Genomic DNA, 19,767 nt, shown 5'->3' with positions numbered 1-19,767 from the left:
TGGATTTTTGACCTTCAGGATACGGATGTCTACTGGTGTACTGCTGATGTGGGCTGGATTACCGGACACAGCTACATTGTCTATGGTCCCCTATCCAACGGTGCCACCACCGTGATGTACGAAGGTGCGCCGCGTGCCTCAAATCCTGGTTGTTTTTGGGATGTGATTGAAAAGCACGGTGTCAACGTTTTTTATACCGCACCGACGGCAATTCGCGCTTTCATCAAGATGGGCGAAGACTTACCCAACGCCAGAAATCTCTCTTCCCTACGATTGCTGGGAACCGTAGGCGAACCAATTAACCCGGAGGCGTGGATGTGGTATCACCGCGTTATTGGTGGCGAAAAGTGTCCGATTGTCGATACCTGGTGGCAAACTGAGACTGCTGGCATTATGATTACGCCGCTACCAGGGGCAATTCCCACTAAACCCGGTTCTGCTACCCTTCCCTTTCCTGGAATCCTCGCTGATATTGTGGATTTGGAAGGCAACCCAGTCCCCGCCAGCGAAGGTGGATATCTGGTCGTTAAGCATCCTTGGCCTGGGATGATGCGAACCGTCTACGGCGACCCCGATCGCTTTCGTCGCACCTACTGGGAACACATCCCCCCCAAAGATGGGCAGTATGTCTACTTTGCCGGAGATGGTGCCAGACGCGATGAGGATGGTTACTTCTGGGTGATGGGACGTGTGGACGATGTGCTAAATGTTTCAGGACACCGCTTAGGCACGATGGAAGTGGAATCCGCTTTAGTTTCTCATCCTGCGGTTGCTGAAGCTGCGGTTGTGGGTAAGCCGGATGAACTCAAAGGGGAAGAAGTAGTCGCCTTTGTTACTTTAGAAGGTACCCATAGTCCCAGTGAAGAACTGAGCAAAGAACTCAAAAAACACGTTGTCGCGGAGATAGGCGCGATCGCCCGTCCCGGCGAAATTCGCTTCACGGACTCGTTGCCCAAAACTCGTTCGGGTAAGATTATGCGGCGACTGTTGCGAAATCTCGCTTCCGGTCAAGAAGTCTCCGGCGACACCTCTACGCTAGAGGATCGTGGCGTCTTGGATAAACTCCGAGAAGAAGCGTAATTTTTTTAACGCAAAGGTACGCAGTAGGGGCAGGTCTTAAACCCGCCCCTACCCCAAACGTTCGCCAAGGAAATTCTCTGCGAACCTCTGCGATTTCCTTAGCGTACCTTTGCGTTTAAAAAAGTGTTAGCGGACATTGCCCACTCTACAATTCAACTATTTGAAAGTGGGCTATTTTGACATAGCTTCTTATGAAGCTAAAAAGCCACTGGAAGTCAGCATTTATGCAACCCCTTATCTGCATCAGTATCGGCATATCCCCTGTACTGCTGGTTCAAACAAGTGTTATCTCTGAGAATGGTGATAGATATTTGTTGTCTTACCCATGTGCAACAGAAGATGCGATCGCTATCTTTAACTCCACTTCAGAGGGGAGAATTAGCGAAGTTAGCACAATGCGTTGTATCTGATTCTGACTCTAATTCAGGCAGAGATTTATGTCCAAACAACTGGTACTCATGGATCACGATGGCGGCGTTGATGATTATCTCGCCACGATGCTGCTGATGACGATGGATGATGTTCAGCCACTCGGCATCGTTGTGACGCCAGCAGATTGCTATGTTCAGCCAGGGGTGAGTGCTACGCGCAAGATTCTAGATTTGATGGGACGTTCAGAAGTGCCAGTGGCAGAAAGTACAGTGAGGGGGATCAATCCATTTCCACGCCTATTTCGCCGCGATTCGTTTGTTGTCGATCATCTCCCAATTCTTAACGAACGAGAAACAATTCAGACACCGCTAGTGCCAGAATCGGGTCAGAAATTTATGGTGCGATCGCTCCAAACTGCACCCTCACCCGTCACACTGATGGTAACTGGCCCTTTGACAACAGTAGCCACTGCACTGGATATGGCACCGGAGATTGAAGGGAAAATCGAGAAAATTGTTTGGATGGGAGGTGCATTAAATGTTCCGGGTAACGTTAGCCGCGATATCGAACCAGGACAAGATGGTTCGGCTGAATGGAATGTCTACTGGGACCCCATCTCAGCAAATCGAGTTTGGCAAACATCAATCCCCATCGTACTTTGCCCGTTAGACCTGACTAACAATGTGCCGGTGACATCAGAAGTAGTGTGCCAATTAGGTAAACAGCGGCGTTATCCTATTTCCGATTTAGCAGGGCAATGTTATGCGCTGGTGATTCCTCAAGATTATTATTGTTGGGATATTTTAGCTACGGCTTACCTTGCCCATCCGGAGTTTTATGAAGTGCGAGAAGAGGAGACAACAATTGTGACTACTGGCATCAGTCAAGGGCGAACCAAAGTGGAGCCTAGCGGTCGGAAAATTCGGGTAATGCAAAAGGTAGATAAGGAGCGATTCTACGATTACATTTTGCAGCAATGGGCGCGTTAAGGAAAATCATTCCAAGTTTCTGAAAGTAAATAAAAATAGAGGGTTTCCGGAACGGGGCTTTCCTAAAGGGAAGAAAAAATATATCAGATTCTCGTTCGGAAACATCTATGTTTACCTCTATTGATTTGAGTCTATCTACCTTACCTAATGGCGTTGCTTCTGGGGATACAACACAAACCTCAACCGTTTTGTGGACACGCAGCACTGCCAAAGGGACAGTTTTCTTTGAATACTCAATTCACCCGAATTTCTGCACCATTCTTGGCACTGCTAGCGGCTTAGTTACCGATTCCAACCAACCTGTAAAGGTAGAGTTAACTAACTTAAAGCCTAGGACAACTTATTATTATCGAGTCACCGACGCTGCTGGAACGTGTGCTGGTGGTCAGTTCCGTACCGCCGCTGAGTTGGAGACTCGTGCTGGTTTGCGGTTCGGGGTGGCGGGGGACTGGCACGGCGATTTAGCACCCTACCCAGCGATCGCTAATGTACCAGAACGTCAACTAGAGTTCTTTGTTGCACATGGCGATACTGCTTATGCTGACCTGAAGACGCCGGATTTAGACAGACCCGCTTCTACCCTTGACGAGTTTCGCATCAAGTTCAACGAAGTTTATTCCGCCCGTCTGGGGTTAAATACATGGGCGGATCTTCGCGCCTCTACTTCCATCCTCGCTACAATTGATGACCACGAAGTTGATGATAATTTTGCAGGTGGCGCACCAGCATCATCTCATCGGAACGGGCGCTTCGGCACGGGTAGCGAGTTAATTAACAATACCGAACTGTTTAAAAATGCTCTACAAGCATTTCAGGAATATCATCCTCTACGCGATGAATTTTATGGAGAAACGGGCGAAGAACGCACGACAAATAAGCGCAAGCTTTATCGTTACAACACCTATGGCAGTGACGCGGCTGTTTTCATCCTAGATACCCGCTCTTTCCGCGATGCTAATTTGCCGCTTTCTTTTAACCCTACTAAAGAACAAGAAAAAGAGTTCCTAACTCGTTCCTTTGAGTCAAATCGCACGCTTCTAGGTCAACAACAACTTGCGAATTTGCAACGGGATTTGCTAGATGCCCAAAATAACTGCATTACCTGGAAGTTTATTTTGATTCCCGAACCAATCCAAAATTTGGGAATCCCTGTTGCCAACGATCGCTATGAAGGTTTTGCAGCAGAACGCACCCAATTGCTGCGTTTTATTAAAGAGAATTGCATCAATAATGTTGTATTTATCTCCGCTGATTTTCATGGCACGGCGGTGAACAATCTCACCTATCAAGAGTCTGCGGATGGGGTTCAGATCCCGGTTGATGCCTTTGACATTATGACGAGTCCGGTGGCATTCTATGAGCCGTTTGGGCCTACTAGCGTAAGATTTTCCAGCCTCACGTCAGAGGAAAAAGCTGCTTATGAGGCTCTGCCAACTATCCACGAGAAGGATGAATTTGTCAAAAATTTAGTGGATGCCCGTCTTATCCCCTTCGGCTACAATCCTCTAGGGCTGGAAGGTTCGGGAATTGATGCTACCCTGCTTAAAGGTAGCTATGTGGCGGCTCATGTCTATGGCTGGACTGAGTTTGAAGTAGATGCCTCCACGCAACAATTGCGCGTAATAACCTATGGAATTGAACCCTATTCCTTAGAGCAACTAACAGCAAATCCCAGCACTATTATCAGCCGGACGCCCATTATTATTAGTGAGTTTATCGTTAATTCCAAGAAGTAGGGAATAAGCGCGATCGCTTTCAGCATCTTTTTTTTGGGACTCACTCACTAGCTAAACTCAAATCTTCTCAAAACGAATCATTACAGCAATATAAAACACTAGAGACGCGATTAATCGCGTCTCTACTCATAAATAGACGATTCGGTAACAAGCGGCTTAACTTAAAAAGTAATTCTTCCCTCATTGAGCAATTTGTAGCCGCCAGCCAAAGCCGCAAATCCGACAAAGAAGTTCCAGAGGCTAGTTTGTCTTAAAATAACGCCACCGCTCATAAAAACTAGCACAATTCCTAAACCCAACAAAAATGCTCCAAAGTTGCCTGTTTCTCTTCTAAAAAACATTAAACAAATCACACCGCCCATAATGGCTAAAACGGAACCCATTGCCGGTAAGTTCCGCCAATAGTAAGGGAAGTAGTGACTAGCAAAAATAATATTTTTACCTAAAAAGTAAACTCCAGCCAGAAGCAGGATGAATCCTATTAATTTGATGAAGAGTCTAGTCATAATTTTGGCTATGGTTTCTAACTAAAGTTATTGTATGCAGCCGAGTCAGTACCGCAACCCTTAGTTTTACCGAACTCTTATCTCAGGTTGTAACTTCCGGTAGAGGAAATTACTTAAATGTAACACTACATAATAGCTAGCCAGAGTGAAGAAAGCGTGTAGAACCCTCCGCTGGACAAATAAATCAGCAAATTTATGAGAATCGTTGATTTAAGTTAACATTCGTAAATATTTGTTCTCCGATTGTCAGAAATCAGTAAAAATACTGAATACTCAATCTTAATTAAAGAATTTGTATAACTTTTGTAAAAAGTTGGTAAAATACAAAACCATTTTCAAGTTTTGTATTTTTGGCAACAGACCCGGATAACCCTACTATGTGTTAGCTTGATTTTTCCAGATTGAGAAACCTTGGCTGAATTGCCTTGGATGGCTAAATTTCCCTTTTTTTAACAATTTTGGATTTTGTGATGACTCCCTCATTAGCATCTGCTCCGGCTAAAGTTCAGTCTCCTCACGTTGCAATCCGCAACTCATCAAAATCGAATGTTCATTCTCTGGCAGCACTGTGGGCACGAAAATACTATCGTGCAGTTACAGTGGACTATGATACCGAGCATCTAAGACAAAATGAATTTTTAAAAGAAGTAACGTCCAAGGAAGGTCGAGCTTGCACAGCGAACAAGCTAATGCAAAACCTGACTTTGGCGAGTGCTAGAGCCTGGACTAAGACAGAAACGCTGTTATCGGAAGAGATTCGGCGTCATGGCATCAACCCAGACTTAATCAATCCATTAGAAATTGCTGCCGATACTCGCTACTTATTTCAAAAAGTTTTGAATGGTTATGCTGAGCGAGCTACAGCACAACGGGTGTCAGTGATTGCAGGTAGTGACTTTGGGCAGGTACGCGACAAATACACTAACGTCGATCCCCGTGCCATCGGCTTTGTAAGTATGCAGTTTCATTACACAGGTCAGATGTTACTGGAGTGGCTTTCGCCGCCAGAGAAAGCGCTGTGGATGCCGTACTTAAAAATGATGGACGATCATATGTATATGCCGCTACGAGCTGCCTACTCAGCAGCGGCTAACTATAATTATGATTCTCCAGTTTTAGCCGCAGTTCAGCATCTTCTACCGATTAGTAGCAAAATTGCCGAAACGGTTTGTAATCAGGTTTGCCGCTTACATTCCAACCATCGCACTTACAGCGGATCTCTGAGCGAAGCAGTCGTCAGAACCGCTAGCATTCGCGATGCTGAGATGTTTCAGGTTTATCTGTGTTTATGCGTTTTGGAACATGATATCTGCTCCGTACAGCGAGAACTGTTTCCTTTATGCGTGATGTTATATCCTCGCTTAAATGTGAGCTGGAGATTGGTGCAAGATATGCTTCAGGCAATGGGTTGGGCAATGCACTCCCATCTGAGCGCTGATGATATGGCAATCTTGTTACCTTATTTACGGACGATGACGGAAATGTTTTCTTTGGAAGTGTTTCAGGGCGGCTGAGGTGATGAGTAATTAGTGAGTAGTCATTCGTTAAGAATGACTACTTATAACCTTCTAAGCTTTCCGAAAAGCTTATGTATTACCGATAAGTTTCACAATCCTTTAGCTGCAACCCTACCAGATTTCAAGAGATGTGGGTCATGCATAGATTGAAAAGCGATGAGGGAGAATATCGATACCCTTTCGCCTAAAGGTCGCCACAAATAAATTTTTGGAAGTGCCTACTGGCAGAGAGGGAATAACCCTAAGGAGTTCACAATTTGGATTGCGAACTCGAAAATCTAAAACGCAGTTCCTTTATCAATTCACTTCAACTGAGCGAATAGAGGCAGCGTCTTTAAATTGCTTTGTCTCAGACAATCCGCCCGATCCTGATTTTGAAGAATAAACTCCTATCAAGCTTGCATCATTAGCATTTCCAAGACGGAAGGAGATACTCTTGGCTGGTTGATTAGCAAACCGGACGTATTCTCTGCCTTCATTGTCAAGGTTGTAAGACAAGGTGGCGTCTCCGTAGGCTGCCTCTGCTTGTTTGAGAGAGGTTCCGGGACCGACTCCTTTTTCAGTTTTATAGTCGGAATTTTCGGTTACTAAAGCATCGATTTTGGCCGAATCAGCTAAGGGGTTCCCGGCTGGGTAGAGGATGTAATATTGCACCTTTCCATTTTGGCTGACAGCGATCGCATCAAAATCCACGATGTAAGGCGACTGCACCTTAAATTCAGCTTTTGAACCCAGCTCTTTTTTGAGTTCGCCTAAAGTCATTCCCAGCTTAGCCGGGCCAATCCCTGTGGCTGAAATTTTTTGGCTTTCAGAAATTGTTTCCGAAACTGGGCTAGGGCTTGGAGATTCTGTAGCCGGGGTGGGACTAGGCGACCCTTGTACTGTCTGGGGTGTCGCTGTGCTGGTAGGTGAAACGGATGCTTGTGGAGTTGGCGGCGTCGCCGTGCTACAACCCACGAGTGTCATGAGCAAAAGCAAGGAACTAGAGAGAAAAAATCGAGCTTTCACGGGCTAAACCTAACGCAATTATGTATCGAGTCTGTTATTGAGATGAGGTAATGAGTAATTGTCATTTTTCCTTAGCCCTTAGTGCTTATGTTGCTACTAACTAAGAACTAAAGGCTAATAACTAATTTTAGGGTTCATCTACTTCTTTCTCCTCAGTTAGAGCTTCAGCCGGAATTTCTAGCGCTAACTGATAGAGGTGGCGGCGGGAAAAAGAGGTGGCTTTTGCTAACTGGCGACTGGCTTGCGATCGCGAGATTCCTGCTTGCAGGAGATGTTGTAACTCGGCTTTTAGCGCCTCTTCCGACAGCATTGGCATCGTTAACTCGGCACCGGCAACGACGAGGGTAAATTCTCCTTGGGGTTCGCGGGTGGCATAGCGATCGCTTCCTTCCCTAATGGTGCCCCGCCAAAATTCCTCGTGCAACTTGGTTAACTCCCGCGCCAGTACAATTTGGCGGCTGAGTCCCAATACAGCCCCTAAGTCTTGCAGCGTTTGTCGCAACCGATGAGGAGCTTCGTAAAATACAATCGTACGGCTTTCGCTTTGTAAAGCTTCCAAACGTTCTTGCCGTTCTTGACCTTTTGCGGGTAAAAAGCCTTCAAACACAAATTTGTCTGGGGGGAGTCCGGCGGCACTTAAGGCAGTCGTGACGGCAGTACAACCAGGGACGGGAACGACGGAAATGGCTGCTTCGATACAAGCTTTCACCAGTTCGTAGCCCGGATCGGAGATTCCCGGCATTCCGGCATCAGTGACAAGCGCGATCGCTTTCCCGATTTTGAGTTGTTCCAACAACTCTGGAATCCGCTGCTGCTGGTTGTGTTCGTGGTAACTCCACTGGGGAGTTTTAATTTGAAAATGCTGCAACAGCTTCCCCGTGTGTCGCGTATCCTCGGCTGCGATCGCGTCCACCGTTTGCAAAATTCGCACTGCCCGAAAGGTCATATCTTCCAGGTTGCCTATCGGTGTCCCGACGATGTAAAGTGTCCCCAATTTTGGCTCAGTTTGCATCAAATCAATTAAAAATTAACAAGTAAAATTAAAAAAGAACAATTTCCTTTTTAATTTTACATTTTTAATTGAATTCTAGTGGCTGGGGTTTGGCAATGACATAACCTTGGGCATAATCTATTCCTAAAAATTTTACCTTCTCTAAAATCGAGTCATTCGTGACAAACTCAGCAATTGTTTTCAGACCCATGACGTGGCCAACGCGGTTAATCGCTTCCACCAGTGCCAAATGAATTGGGTCATTGGCAATATCTTTGACAAAACTTCCATCAATTTTTAAGTAATCTAGTGGCAGATATTTGAGATAAGCAAACGAGGACATCCCGCTGCCAAAATCATCTAAAGCAAAACGACACCCTAAAGCTTTAACTTCCTTAATTAACCCTGAGACTTTACTCAAATTTGCAATCGCGACAGTTTCAGTAATCTCAAAGCAGATCATCTGTGGGGGGATTTTATAGACGGAAAACTGCTCTTTAAGGAATTCTATAAACTGGTCGTCATTAACGGTAGCACCAGAGAGATTGATAGTATACAGGGGAAAAGATGAAGGAGGAAGGATGTAGGGTGTTAGCGGAGGCGAAGTGGCAACATTGCTAGCACCAGCAACGAAGGAGTTGCGAATCCTTCCCCTAGGGTAAGATGCAAAATTCTGAAATTGGGGTTCTAAATTCTGAATTTCTGATTGGTGAAGCATCGCCAAGAAGGTACGGATCACCCAGCGGTCTATTGCAGGCATTAGGTTGTATCGCTCAGCGGCGGGGAGAAATGCCATTGGCGGGATCAACTCGCCTCTGTCATCCACGAAACGCAGCAGAACTTCGTAATGTTCGCCGGTGGTTAGTTCGGCATTCAAAGGGGCAATCGGTTGGTAGTACAAGCAGAATTGATTCTTGGCTGGTAACGTATTTTCAGGAGTAGCCAAAAGCTTCACAGACCCGCTTTGCGCGATCGCTTGATTCAATCGGCTCAACCATTGCACTTCATTGTGCTGCTGCGCCAGTTTTTGAGCGTCAGCTTGGTAGACATACACGCGATTTCGTCCCCGATTTTTAGCTTCATAGCAAGCTGCATCGGCAGCACTAACAACGCCCGACAAACTGGAAGAATTGGCGTCAAATGTCACGACACCAATACTGACACCGACCGTAAAAGTTTTATCTTGCCATGCAAATCGAAACTCCTGAATGGTCTCTAGGAGCGATTGAGCAACTCGCAGTGCTTCATCTGTGGGACATTGGTACAGCAGCACGGCGAATTCATCACCGCCTAATCGTGCCAGAACATCACTTCTACGCACTCTGCTTTGCAACAAACTACTGATTTGACGCAATAATTCATCGCCAGCAACATGACCGCAAGTATCGTTAACAATCTTGAACCGATCGAGATCCAGATAGCAAAGCGTGTGTTCTTGGTTTTGCATTCTGGTATTTGACACCGCTTCCTGCAAACGTTGCTCAAATTCGTAACGGTTGGCGATTCCCGTCAGTGGATCGTGGTTTGCTTGCCAGGAGAGCTTTTCGTTGACTTTGGTGAGTTCGGCAGTTCGTTCTCCCACCACTTTTTCTAGATGTTCTTGGTACTGTTTGAGTGCTGCCTCTGCTTTCTTGCGGGCGGTGATATCTTCCACCAGGCGAATGCCAAATTGCGGTTTGCCCTCAGCGTCCCGCACTTGGGAAACAGTAATGTTGCACCACAACATCTGCCCATTTTTTCCCAGGTAACGCTGCTCCATTTGATAGCAATCGCGACCCCAAATCAGATGTCCATCCTTTCCTAGATAACGCTTCGCCATCTGAGAATAGTCATATTTTCCGGCGAGTAAGTTAATGTAACGATCCCAACCCACTTCGTTCGGAGTGGTATCTTCTTGAATATATCCTGCTGGCAAATTATCCTCTTTGCAACCCAGCATCCGTTGGAGTGCCGGATTCGTTGTCACGACATGACCTTCCATGTCTACGATCGCGATTCCCATGCCTGCTCCCTCAAAAATTGAGCGAAAGCGAGCTTCGCTATGCCGCAATGCTGCTTCTGCTTGCTGGCGTTCGATGACTTCCTGACTGAGTTTTTGGTTCGTTGCTTCTAGTTGTGCCTGACTGGGAATTGCCAGTGCTTTGGGAATCAAACGAATCAGTTCGACAGCTGTGTAACCGGAAATGATAGCGGTAATCACTTTGACGGCACCCGAAAGCCAATAAGCTGGATGCCAGAGCGTCCAGATTTCCATCAGGTGGGTCGTGCCACAGGAAACAATGAAAGCTCCAAACAGGAAAAATATCCTTCGGAAGGGCAAATCCTGTCGTTGGTGGATGAAATAGAGCAAGGCGAGGGAAATCGAGTAATAGGCGATCGCAATCAACGCATCTGCCACAATATGCAGCGAGACTAACCCTGGTTGCCAGAGATAGCTGTGCCCGTGGGGAATAAACCAATTTGGAGAGATTAAATTTTTTAAAAATTGCAGCATTAGTCGTGAATCCTTAAGGATTAGCGGTAGGTTTGATTAATCTGCAAGGATGTTCAACAAAGGTTCCCGCTACTTTTAGGATGCCCAAAAAATTTGCTGCATTTCACAATTAATTGGCTTTCTAGATAAACTTTTGAGTTAATTTTTATGTGTTAATCGTTGTCGGTAATAATTTTAGCAACTAGCATTTAACCCACTTGTCCGTAGAGAATTGGGTCAGTCGGAACAGGAAAAATAATCAATGGCTTTTCAGGGACTTTTTGTAGGATTAGTTACCTTAGACCTGGTGTATTTAACGACGGGTCTACCCGAACAAAATCAGAAAATTGTTGCATCTGACTATACGGTGGCGGCAGGAGGCCCTGCGACCAATGCAGCCGTGACTTTTAGTTATTTGGGCAATCGAGCAAGCCTTTTGGGTATAGTTGGTATTCATCCAATTAATTGCCTGATCCGGACTGATTTGGACAGTCACTCAGTGACGCTGATAGACCTGTCACCTAGCCAATCTGAACCTCCGCCGATTTCTTCTATTATCACGACTCAGGCAACAGGCGATCGCGCGGCGATCTCGATCAATGCGACGAAAACACAAGTTAGCGGTGAATGTCTGCCCCTCAATATTTTACAGGAAATTGATATTGTACTCATTGATGGGCACCAAATGGCAGTTGGGGAGAAAATTGCCCGATTAGCTAAAGAAAATCAGATCCCTGTTGTCATAGATGGCGGCAGTTGGAAGCCTGGATTTGAAAGAATATTGCCCTTTGTAGATTACGCCATTTGTTCGGAAAATTTTCATCCCCCAAGTTGCGATCGCGCACAGCAGGAAGTTCTTTCTTATCTATCCGCACTAGGAATTCCTCACATCGCTATCACTGGCGGAGAGAAACCTATCCAATATCTTTCGCAGGGTACAAGCGGATCGATAGAAGTTCCCCAAATAAATCCCGTTGATACGATGGGTGCTGGGGACATTTTCCACGGTGCCTTTTGTAACTATATCCTACGGAAAAGTTTTGCCGATGCGATCGCATCGGCGGCAAAAATTGCCTCTCATTCCTGTCAATTTTTTGGCACTCGTCGATGGATGCAGAAAACAGCACCAAAGTAATCAGAATTAACCAATCTTAAACTTGGGAGAGGGAACCGGCAGCATATAATAACTCAACTGGCTTAGGACAGAAACTCTCAGAAATGGAAAGCACTTATCAAAAAAGCGGTTTGACCCGCAGACAACATCTTTGGATTGCTGGTAGCCTCTGGACGCTAGTAGGCTTAGGGCTTTTTAGCATGGGGTTAGTATTCTGGTTTAAATTCCCTTATTTGGGATTGTTAGATGGACAGCATTTGGGGTGGGGTGCAGCAGCGCTTAGCCTGGGTCTAATTAAAGGGAAACTGATTCTCGATCGCACTGCAAATCGCGTCATTAATCGAGTAGAAATGCTACAGGAACCAAACCCGTTTAAGAGTATTTTCCAAATGTTTGGAGTCAAAACCATTGCTTTAATTGTGGCAATGATGACCATTGGTATCGGATTACGTCGTGCGGGTGTTAGTTTTGAAGTGAGGGGTTTAATTTACATAGCGGTTGGCGCTGCGCTGCTGTGGAGTTGTCGCCGCTACTGGATAGCCTCCACCCAAGTGCCGACAGCCGAGGAAGCTTAAAGTGACAGTATTAAAATCGTTGGGCGAAAACCGATATGAGGGGCTAGAAGAAATTGTCGCGATCGCTCGAAGTGTAGGTTGGGGTGCCGCCGATATCCTCCAGTCTTACTATCGCGGCGATCGTAGCACCGATGATTTGGAAGTTGAAAACAAAAAAGATGGTCCTGTCACGGCAGCAGATGTCGCCGTCAACGAATACATCCTCTATAACTTGCAGGCGTCTCTCAACAGCCCGGATTTCGGATATTTAAGCGAAGAAACCTATAAATCTCAGACACCAGCAGTAGAGCAACCTTGGGTTTGGATCGTTGACCCCCTCGATGGAACGCGAGACTTTATCGATCGGACGGGTGAATTTGCAATTCATATTGCCTTAACGCACCAAGGGCGTCCCATTCTGGCAGTGGTCGCGTTGCCAGAGGCAGGAAAATTGTATTACGCAACCAAAGGCGGCGGCACCTATATGGAAACTCGTGAAGGCCAACCCAAGCCAGTTCGCGTATCGGAACGCAACGCCCTTGAAGAACTCACCTTAGTCGTTAGTCGCACCCATCGAGATGAGCGTTTCAATCAGTTAGTGCAACACCTGCCGTTTAAAAATAAACACTATGTCGGCAGTGTCGGCTGCAAAATTGCCACCATCATCGACCACCAAGCAGACGTTTATATCTCTCTGTCTGGTAAATCTGCTCCCAAAGATTGGGATATGGCGGCTCCAGAGCTAATTTTGACGGAAGCAGGCGGACAATTCACCCACGCTGATGGCACTCCCCCCAAGTACAACCAGGGGGATGTGAATCAATGGGGTTGTCTAATTGGGAGTAATGGTCACTCTCACGACACGCTTTGCGCCCAAGCCTCAGAAATTCTGGCTCAATTGGACGCGCCCGCTTAGGTTGCACCGTGCGATCGCGTCTAAAACGCCATTAAAGCGCGATCGCGTTTCCCACCAGTAAAACCATGAATATTTCTTAGCACCATCATCAATTAAAAATTAGAAATTAAAAATGCCAAGTTTTTAATTTTGCATTTTTAATTGATGATTGAGTAGTTTTACTAAGAATCAATCAGATTATCTAGGAGTTAGGTGTCTCCGGGGGCCAATACCTGGATTGATAACGGCTGCCAACTCCTCCTCAGATAAATTCTCGATTTCATTATTCAGTTCTTGAACCGTGAAGTCATAGCCACGTTCACGGGCAATCTGGATGAAGGTTTCTGGGTTAGTGGTTGCTTTGAGTCTTGCTTGTAATGCTTGATCTTCTTTAACTGCTTTGAACAAACTGGCAGCGCTTTCCTGTGCCATGACAATACATCTCCATTAAATATGTGTGATTTAAATGCGTGATTCCGATGCACTAAAGATATTGAGATAGTGCATCGAGTCGGCATCACATCTGAGGTGAAACAAGTCTCTACCCCGCATGTCATGTCGGCTGAACCTAGTTACCTTTTAGGATAAAGATTTCTGTGATACAAGTCACAAAATATTGACAAAAATTAAAGCTGCCGGTATTTGCAGATACCGGCAGCTAAATACACTTGTGCTAATACATACCAGTGCTAATACATACCAGCACGAAGATTTTAAATTTCGGCGGAGGCGCGTTCAATCAAGCGACGAGCCAAGGTTTGAGTGCCTGTGTGTTCGTAATAGTTTGTTGTCACATCTAGAAAGGCACCCAGATAGTCCAACTTGTCACCGGAAACTTCCACAAAATTTTGCAGGTTACTGACAACTTTTTGTGGGGTTAAATTGTGAGAGGTGACAAAACCACTCATCCAGCCTTTAACTGAATCAAAGCTTTGACCGATAAAGTTGAGCTTACCTTCCGGACTGCCGCCAGGAATCAAATCGTTGACACGCTGGTATGTCTGATTTCCTTCTAACTCTGCGGGACTCGCTTGATTCAATCCGGAGGTGGCTTTGAGGAGGAAGTCAGAGCCAAGGGGAACTAAACCATCAAAGCTAATTAAAGCCACCATCCGCATCAAAGATTCGCCACTATAATCAGCTAAAGAGGCGACAAAATCTCCAATGCTGTCTCCTGGGATGCCGTTGATTTGGCAAAAGGCAACCAACTCAACCACCAATTTTATACACAAATCAATCGTTTGAGCTTTGTCCGCTTTAGGAGTGATGTTGTTTAAAAAACCGAAAAGCGGAATTTTTTCGCCTACTTTGTTCGCCAAGGCGGCTGTACCGAGAGCTTTATCTGCACTATCAACAGTTTGATAGAGCCACATGGCTCGCTGATATCCCTGCGATTTGTCGTTGTACAGATAGACGGCGCGTTCGCCAATTTGCTGAATTAACGCTTCATCAGTTTCGCCAGTGACAGCACGAATTGTGTTGTCAAAGCCAACAATATTTTGCCATTGCCCCGGAACGACAAAATCAAGCGATCGCAAAGCCATCGTGGTGATGTTATTGGTTGGTAGCTCATCAACCAGTTCAAAAATCGATTTGCTCACAGTCGTAGTCTCCTTGTTTTTTCAGTTGTCATTCATCAGTAGTCAGCAGTAATCAGTCATGAGCCATTAATTGCAAACGAATGACTCATGACTGATTTCTCAGGACTACTTACTTTAGTCGAGACAGACCATTGAGATTAAATTTTTGCAGCCAAGCTTCGCGATCGCTCTGAGTAAAGGAAGCATCGCGGGATTGAATTTTGACTTGGTAGCGATCGCCTACTAAAACAGCAGTGCCATTACTCCCCTGGTTAACCGCTGGATAGCCAGCGATTGTTTTACTGCTGCTCTTAAATTTTGCTGCGGCTGTGGGGGTGCTAGTAGTATCAGAAATAGACAGTACGGCAACATCCTTGCCGTCTTTTTTCAACTTATACTCAGCAAAGCCTTTTTTCTCTTGAGCTGGTACAGTTTGGAAGCCACTGCTACTTTTTGGAAAGAATTTATTAAAGCTGCTTCCCTGTTCAGCCTGTTTAGCAACTGCTGGAGGAGCATTCCTTTGAGTGCTTTCCTTTTGTGCTTGGTCGTAACGAGAGGGAGTTTGGGTTGTACAAGAAGTTACTAGCAGCAACATCGAGAGCAACATCGCTGCGAAAATTCTCCGCCCATTTTGAAAAATCATTACCGCCTCCTGATAGCTTGAGGTTTCATTTTTATCACCATCTTCACATTTTTGGCATCTAGCTATGGAGAAACTTAAGCGATTCTCAAGAGGTTCACTCACTTAAGCTGTGACAAGTCTCAACCCCAATTCTTCTTTTCCCTACATTCTACTTGCGCGAGACTTTACATCAGAATTCCCCAAACCCCTTTTTCAGGGAGAGAGAGAAGTGAAGTGTAGCGCCAATCAAGCGGAGGGATTGGGTGCCTCGGAATCCCTGTGGAGAAAGGGGGAGGAGGTTCTGCCGCTTAAGAGCGGTGAGCAATGACAGCGTAGAAAGGATCTCCCCCACTGGCACCCATCCACTGTAGGAGCTTCGGCGCGGAGGATTGGTGAGTAATGACTTCTGGGGAGCTAAATCCGGGGACTAAGGTGAAGTAGCTTTTCACTAGCTCAACCCGACTAGCTTCGGAACTATCTCGCCATGCAGCGATCGCTTTTTGATAGAACATCCGGTTGGAAAAGCTGATAATTGCGATTCCGCCGGGTTTGAGGATGCGGTAAATTTCCGCAAATACAGCATCCGGATATTGCAGATACTGCACCGAGACGCAGTTGAGAACGGCGTCGAAATCTTCATTCGGTAGGGGTAGCTTCGGATTTTTGTTGATATCTTGAACAAAATAACGATCGAAGCGGGGATTTTTCGCCAGTTCCTCTTCGTTCAGTCCGTGTCCTTCGATGTGAGAAAATTTCATCTCCTCTGGTAGATGGGAAACCCAGCTGCTCATCATGTCTAAGATGCGGGTATTCGGCTTCAAGCGATCGCGGTAGAGATCTGTCAGTTGTTGAATAAACCCTTCGTCTACGTGGGTCACAAACCGCGGATAGGAGTAAAACTCCGTATCATCGGTATCGTCTAACTTAGTGCGTTGATTCGGTCGCAGCATCATCATCTAAAACTGAAGCTATCTTTACATCACCAGTTTAGAAAAATTACGAACTGTAAAGATATGCCCCTAGGCTAAAGCCACACCCGTGAGAGTGACGGCTGTTCACTTTAACTTGGCGTACCTCTGCGCCCCCCTTTGCGTTCTTTGCGTTAAAAAAAACCTCCTTCAAATCCTGGCGGGGTTTCCCTTGCCAGCAACCAAAAAACAAAGCTAAATTAATATTACGTACGCTAACTAATTAACCAATGTCTTCTACATCTGCTGAGAGCAAGCCTTTTGAGCAATGGCACGAAGTAATGGCACCCTATAGTTTGGGCTACCGGATCAAACTGCTCTCCCAGGTGTTTAGCCGCAAGTTTCAGGAACGGCTGGAGCCTTTGGGACTGACTCCCTTTCACTGGGTTGTATTGTGCTGTTTGTGGGAAGAAGACGGCTTAGCCACTTGCAGTATTGGGGAAAAACTACAGCAAGTGGGAGGTACGATCACCGGGGTGCTAGATCGGATGGAAGAGCGGGGGCTGATTCGTCGGGAACGCGACCTTCGCGATCGCCGGATTTGGCGCATTTGGTTGACGGAAGCAGGCAAGCAACTACAAGAAGTCCTACCGCCAATCGCGCTAGAAATTCGGGAACAGGCGATGAAAGGGATTCCGATGGCTGAACGCGAACATTTTTCTCAATTGGTAGATCAAGCGATCGCGAATCTCTCTTAAGGCTTGTAGAAGATAGTGGCAATCTTCATCCGACTGGGTGAAGCACGGCCTTAGGGATTCATCTAAAAATATTACGTGTACGAAGTAAATGCTGTTTACCAAAAATTTCACAAATATTACATATACGAAATGACCGCTTATTAAATACTTTGCCGAGCAGGTAAAAAGTGATAACAACAAACTGAACCAAGGACAGATGCCTCTCTAGAGGAGCGTGTTGGTCTAGTAGCAACAGCCCAACAGACAGTAGATAGGTAATCAGAACTACAAGCAACCCCTGATACTGATGTTGAAACCCAGGAAGCCACACGGCTTCCGCCCGCAGAGGGACACCCCCAATTTACCCCCAATTTAAACCCTGGCTGGGTCTTCCCTGCTAAGAAATAACTAACTTGTCCGCTATTTAAGCATTCGCTGAAAACCAAGAAATTATGAAGAAAAACGCCATCAAGTTTCTGCCAGTTTTACCGGCATTGAGATCGAGAAACTATCAGTTATTTTTTGCCGGTCAGGGGCTTTCGCTCGTTGGAACTTGGATGACGCAAATCGCCACGATTTGGCTAGTTTATAGTCTCACGAATTCAGCCTTATTACTGGGTATAGTTGGATTTGCAGGACAATTTCCCAGTTTTATACTGACTCCATTTGGGGGGGTCTTAGTCGATCGAGTTTCTCGTCATCGGCTCTTAGTCATTACTCAAAGCCTCGCGATGCTTCAGTCGTTAGTGCTGGCTTTTGTAACCCTAACCGGAATCGTCCAGGTCTGGCATCTGATTGTTTTGAGTATATTCCAAGGTATCATTAACGCCTTTGATGCCCCCGCTCGTCAAGCTTTCGTACCAGAAATTATCGAACAAAAAGATGATTTAGCGAATGCGATCGCGCTGAATTCTTCCATGTTTAATGGGGCGCGATTGATTGGTCCTGCCATTGGAGGGTTGCTTGTTGCCTCAGTTGGAGCGGGTTACTGTTTTTTAATTGATGGTTTCAGCTATATTGCCGTCATTGCCGCTTTATTAGCAATGAAGGTAAAGCCCAGTAAAATAGCAGTCTCTCACGATCATCCTTGGCAAAGATTGAAAGAAGGATTTGTGTATACCTTTGGCTTTCCACCAATTCGTTCTATCATCTTGCTGCTAGCGTTAGTTAGTTTTATGGGAATGCAATATACCGTTCTCACACCAATATTTGCCACGCAAATTCTTCATGGGAATGCTGAAACTCTGGGCTTTCTGATGGCGGCGGCGGGAGTAGGAGCGTTAATTGGTGCAGTTCATTTAAGTACGCGGAAAAATGTTTTAGGCTTGGGCAGATTGATTGCTTATTCTCCGGCTTTCATGGGGATGGGATTGATTGGTTTTTCTTTGTCTCGCGTGCTGGGACTTTCTTTACTAATGATGTTACTAGTTGGCTTGAGTTTTACTTTGCAATTTACATCTAGTAATACAGTTCTCCAAACGATTGTTGAGGATGATAAGCGTGGCAGGGTAATGAGCATCTACACGATGGCTTTTTTGGCGTCGTTCCCTTAGGAAATTTATTTGCGGGTTCTTTAGCAAGTCAAATCGGTGCGCCCAATACGTTAATGATTGGGGGAATCTTTTGTATTCTCGGTTCTTTCGTATTTACAAAACAGCTTCCTGGTATAAGACGCTTGGTTCGCCCTATTTATACGAAAATTGGCATTCTTCCCTAGCGTTCATAAAAAGAGTGGGATTGAACCGCAAAGGCGCGAAGTAAGAAGGGAAGAAAGAAAGAAAAAAGAAAAGTTTATGAATGAATTCAAATGGCTATATTGGTTGGCAATCCTTCAATTTAATCTGGAGGAAACCAGTGGCGGAACCTGATGCAGTTCGGAAGCAACGCCGGCAACGCAGCAGCGACTGGAACAGTTGACTCAGTTTTTTGTCAGTCGGGGTGCGGATCTGAGTACCGCTCAAAATCAAGCGATCGCTACGATTATGAATACCGTCCGCCGAGAAGCTTATGTGATGGCTTTCAATTAGCTCCAAGTGAATCGGAACGTTGCTCCAGCGCCTGCTGCGGACTCCACCCACACCCGTCCACCGCGACTTTCGACGATTTTCTTAACCACCGATAGACCGATGCCAGTGCCTTCAACTTTGTCCCTCGCTTCCAGTCTTTGGAAGATGCCCCAAATCTTCTGATGATATTCGGGTTCGATTCCTTGCCCGTTATCAGCGACCGAGAACTCGTAGTATTTTGGCAGCTCCCGAACACCAACTTGAATACACACATCCGAGCGTTTTGCGTACTTGATGGCGTTGCCGATCAAGTTCATAAACACCTGCTGTAGTGGCACCCGTTCGGTTTGCAACGTTGGCATAGACTCTGCAACAATCGCAACTTCCGGCGGTGGATCGAGCAGTTCGATGACTTCCGACAGCAAGGAGGAGACATTCACTGCCTCTATCTGTTGTTGCACCCTACCCGCCCGCGAATATTGCAGAATGCCGTTAATTAAAGCTTCCATACGGTGAACTCGTCCCCGCAATAAATTCAGATGTTCGCGCGAGTCGTCGGTCAGTTGATCTGCGAGGTCTTCCTCAATCCATTCTGAAAGCGTAGCGATCGCTCTTAGGGGTGCTTTTAAGTCATGGGATGCAATGTAAGCAAACTGGTCTAAATCCCGGTTACTGCGTT

Annotated in this window: 18 protein-coding genes and 2 pseudogenes; 11 read left to right on the top strand and 9 right to left on the bottom strand. The window is 45.9% G+C overall.

All coding sequences use genetic code 11. The features are described from left to right. From H6F50_RS22200 to H6F50_RS22185, 4 genes are all read left to right on the top strand, one after another. Positions 1-1,080: AMP-binding protein (locus H6F50_RS22200; protein WP_190430374.1), on the top strand; the 1,080-nt coding region annotated here is incomplete at its 5' end. Positions 1,081-1,304: 224 nt separating this feature from the next. Further along, on the top strand, positions 1,305-1,490 hold the full coding sequence (locus tag H6F50_RS22195; RefSeq protein WP_190430373.1) for a hypothetical protein: 186 nt from the start codon (positions 1,305-1,307) through the stop codon (positions 1,488-1,490). Between the two features lie 27 nt (positions 1,491-1,517). Beyond that, positions 1,518-2,441 (top strand): nucleoside hydrolase, encoded by a 924-nt coding sequence (locus H6F50_RS22190; RefSeq protein WP_190430372.1) that lies wholly within the window; start codon positions 1,518-1,520, stop codon positions 2,439-2,441. 107 nt (positions 2,442-2,548) lie between these two features. Further along, positions 2,549-4,177 (top strand): alkaline phosphatase D family protein, encoded by a 1,629-nt coding sequence (locus H6F50_RS22185; RefSeq protein ID WP_190430371.1) that lies wholly within the window; start codon positions 2,549-2,551, stop codon positions 4,175-4,177. Positions 4,178-4,338: 161 nt separating this feature from the next. On the opposite strand, the gene H6F50_RS22180 is transcribed toward H6F50_RS22185, so the two are convergent. Further along, the gene (locus tag H6F50_RS22180; RefSeq protein WP_190430370.1) at positions 4,339-4,683 is read right to left on the bottom strand and encodes a hypothetical protein; all 345 of its coding nucleotides are present in this window, start codon (positions 4,681-4,683) and stop codon (positions 4,339-4,341) included. A 470-nt stretch (positions 4,684-5,153) separates the two neighbouring features. On the opposite strand from H6F50_RS22180, the gene H6F50_RS22175 reads away from it, so the two are divergent. Beyond that, on the top strand, positions 5,154-6,197 hold the full coding sequence (locus H6F50_RS22175; RefSeq protein WP_190415269.1) for a hypothetical protein: 1,044 nt from the start codon (positions 5,154-5,156) through the stop codon (positions 6,195-6,197). Positions 6,198-6,497: 300 nt separating this feature from the next. Here H6F50_RS22175 and H6F50_RS22170 read toward each other — a convergent pair whose 3' ends face one another. The 3 genes from H6F50_RS22170 to H6F50_RS22160 all read right to left on the bottom strand — a co-directional run bounded on the left by H6F50_RS22170 (position 6,498) and on the right by H6F50_RS22160 (position 10,693). Beyond that, the gene (locus H6F50_RS22170; RefSeq protein WP_242029167.1) at positions 6,498-7,208 is read right to left on the bottom strand and encodes a DUF3558 domain-containing protein; all 711 of its coding nucleotides are present in this window, start codon (positions 7,206-7,208) and stop codon (positions 6,498-6,500) included. A gap of 127 nt (positions 7,209-7,335) precedes the next feature. Next, a complete protein-coding gene (gene rsmI / locus H6F50_RS22165) occupies positions 7,336-8,220 on the bottom strand; it encodes a 16S rRNA (cytidine(1402)-2'-O)-methyltransferase (protein WP_190430369.1) in 885 nt (294 codons plus the stop codon). Between the two features lie 64 nt (positions 8,221-8,284). Continuing rightward, positions 8,285-10,693: an EAL domain-containing protein gene (locus H6F50_RS22160; RefSeq protein ID WP_242029166.1), complete on the bottom strand. Its 2,409-nt coding sequence runs from the start codon at positions 10,691-10,693 to the stop codon at positions 8,285-8,287. A 241-nt stretch (positions 10,694-10,934) separates the two neighbouring features. Here H6F50_RS22160 and H6F50_RS22155 point away from each other — a divergent pair, with 241 nt between their 5' ends. From H6F50_RS22155 to H6F50_RS22145, 3 genes are all read left to right on the top strand, one after another. Next, positions 10,935-11,807 carry a sugar kinase gene (locus tag H6F50_RS22155; protein ID WP_190430368.1) on the top strand — a complete coding sequence of 291 codons (873 nt, stop codon included), beginning with the start codon at positions 10,935-10,937 and terminating at the stop codon, positions 11,805-11,807. A gap of 83 nt (positions 11,808-11,890) precedes the next feature. After that, on the top strand, positions 11,891-12,361 hold the full coding sequence (locus H6F50_RS22150; protein ID WP_190430367.1) for a hypothetical protein: 471 nt from the start codon (positions 11,891-11,893) through the stop codon (positions 12,359-12,361). A 1-nt stretch (position 12,362) separates the two neighbouring features. Further along, positions 12,363-13,256, top strand: a complete 894-nt coding sequence (locus tag H6F50_RS22145) for a 3'(2'),5'-bisphosphate nucleotidase CysQ (protein WP_190430366.1) — start codon at positions 12,363-12,365, stop codon at positions 13,254-13,256. A gap of 177 nt (positions 13,257-13,433) precedes the next feature. Here the strand turns inward: H6F50_RS22145 and H6F50_RS22140 are convergent, their stop codons facing one another. The 4 genes from H6F50_RS22140 to H6F50_RS22125 form a co-directional block, all read right to left on the bottom strand. After that, complete coding sequence (locus H6F50_RS22140) at positions 13,434-13,667, bottom strand: Nif11-like leader peptide family natural product precursor (RefSeq protein ID WP_190415279.1); 234 nt, start codon at positions 13,665-13,667, stop codon at positions 13,434-13,436. 281 nt (positions 13,668-13,948) lie between these two features. Continuing rightward, complete coding sequence (locus H6F50_RS22135) at positions 13,949-14,836, bottom strand: hypothetical protein (RefSeq protein ID WP_190430365.1); 888 nt, start codon at positions 14,834-14,836, stop codon at positions 13,949-13,951. A gap of 109 nt (positions 14,837-14,945) precedes the next feature. Further along, positions 14,946-15,458, bottom strand: a complete 513-nt coding sequence (locus tag H6F50_RS22130) for a hypothetical protein (protein ID WP_190430364.1) — start codon at positions 15,456-15,458, stop codon at positions 14,946-14,948. Between the two features lie 287 nt (positions 15,459-15,745). Then, positions 15,746-16,390 (bottom strand): class I SAM-dependent methyltransferase, encoded by a 645-nt coding sequence (locus H6F50_RS22125; RefSeq protein WP_190430375.1) that lies wholly within the window; start codon positions 16,388-16,390, stop codon positions 15,746-15,748. Between the two features lie 245 nt (positions 16,391-16,635). Between H6F50_RS22125 and H6F50_RS22120 the strand changes: the two genes are divergently transcribed. From H6F50_RS22120 to H6F50_RS28060, 3 genes and pseudogenes are all read left to right on the top strand, one after another. Next, positions 16,636-17,103, top strand: coding sequence for a MarR family transcriptional regulator (locus H6F50_RS22120; protein ID WP_190415287.1), 468 nt, complete (start codon positions 16,636-16,638; stop codon positions 17,101-17,103). Between the two features lie 431 nt (positions 17,104-17,534). Next, positions 17,535-18,799, top strand: a pseudogene (locus H6F50_RS22115) (MFS transporter). A gap of 169 nt (positions 18,800-18,968) precedes the next feature. Then, a pseudogene (locus tag H6F50_RS28060) lies at positions 18,969-19,106 on the top strand (EmrB/QacA family drug resistance transporter); the annotation flags it as partial. Here H6F50_RS28060 and H6F50_RS22105 read toward each other — a convergent pair. Further along, the coding region (locus tag H6F50_RS22105) for an ATP-binding protein (protein WP_190430363.1) at positions 19,106-19,767 on the bottom strand (662 nt) is incomplete at its 5' end. The pseudogene H6F50_RS28060 and the gene H6F50_RS22105 overlap by 1 nt on opposite strands.

This window comes from Coleofasciculus sp. FACHB-712, assembly GCF_014695635.1.
Lineage (GTDB): Bacteria > Cyanobacteriota > Cyanobacteriia > Cyanobacteriales > FACHB-T130 > FACHB-T130.
The sequence above is the reverse complement of the archived record's forward strand: the minus strand, read 5'-3'. Positions and strand labels throughout refer to the sequence as shown.

Coding starts and splice junctions, on each gene's coding strand:
- H6F50_RS22175 (WP_190415269.1), top strand. CDS start 5,154: ATGACTCCCTCATTAGCATCTGCTCCGGCTAAAGTTCAGTCTCCTCAC.
- H6F50_RS22160 (WP_242029166.1), bottom strand. CDS start 10,693: ATGCTGCAATTTTTAAAAAATTTAATCTCTCCAAATTGGTTTATTCCC.
- rsmI (WP_190430369.1), bottom strand. CDS start 8,220: ATGCAAACTGAGCCAAAATTGGGGACACTTTACATCGTCGGGACACCG.
- H6F50_RS22180 (WP_190430370.1), bottom strand. CDS start 4,683: ATGACTAGACTCTTCATCAAATTAATAGGATTCATCCTGCTTCTGGCT.
- H6F50_RS22125 (WP_190430375.1), bottom strand. CDS start 16,390: ATGATGCTGCGACCGAATCAACGCACTAAGTTAGACGATACCGATGAT.
- H6F50_RS22140 (WP_190415279.1), bottom strand. CDS start 13,667: ATGGCACAGGAAAGCGCTGCCAGTTTGTTCAAAGCAGTTAAAGAAGAT.
- H6F50_RS22120 (WP_190415287.1), top strand. CDS start 16,636: ATGTCTTCTACATCTGCTGAGAGCAAGCCTTTTGAGCAATGGCACGAA.
- H6F50_RS22195 (WP_190430373.1), top strand. CDS start 1,305: ATGCAACCCCTTATCTGCATCAGTATCGGCATATCCCCTGTACTGCTG.
- H6F50_RS22190 (WP_190430372.1), top strand. CDS start 1,518: ATGTCCAAACAACTGGTACTCATGGATCACGATGGCGGCGTTGATGAT.
- H6F50_RS22155 (WP_190430368.1), top strand. CDS start 10,935: ATGGCTTTTCAGGGACTTTTTGTAGGATTAGTTACCTTAGACCTGGTG.
- H6F50_RS22185 (WP_190430371.1), top strand. CDS start 2,549: ATGTTTACCTCTATTGATTTGAGTCTATCTACCTTACCTAATGGCGTT.
- H6F50_RS22130 (WP_190430364.1), bottom strand. CDS start 15,458: ATGATTTTTCAAAATGGGCGGAGAATTTTCGCAGCGATGTTGCTCTCG.
- H6F50_RS22150 (WP_190430367.1), top strand. CDS start 11,891: ATGGAAAGCACTTATCAAAAAAGCGGTTTGACCCGCAGACAACATCTT.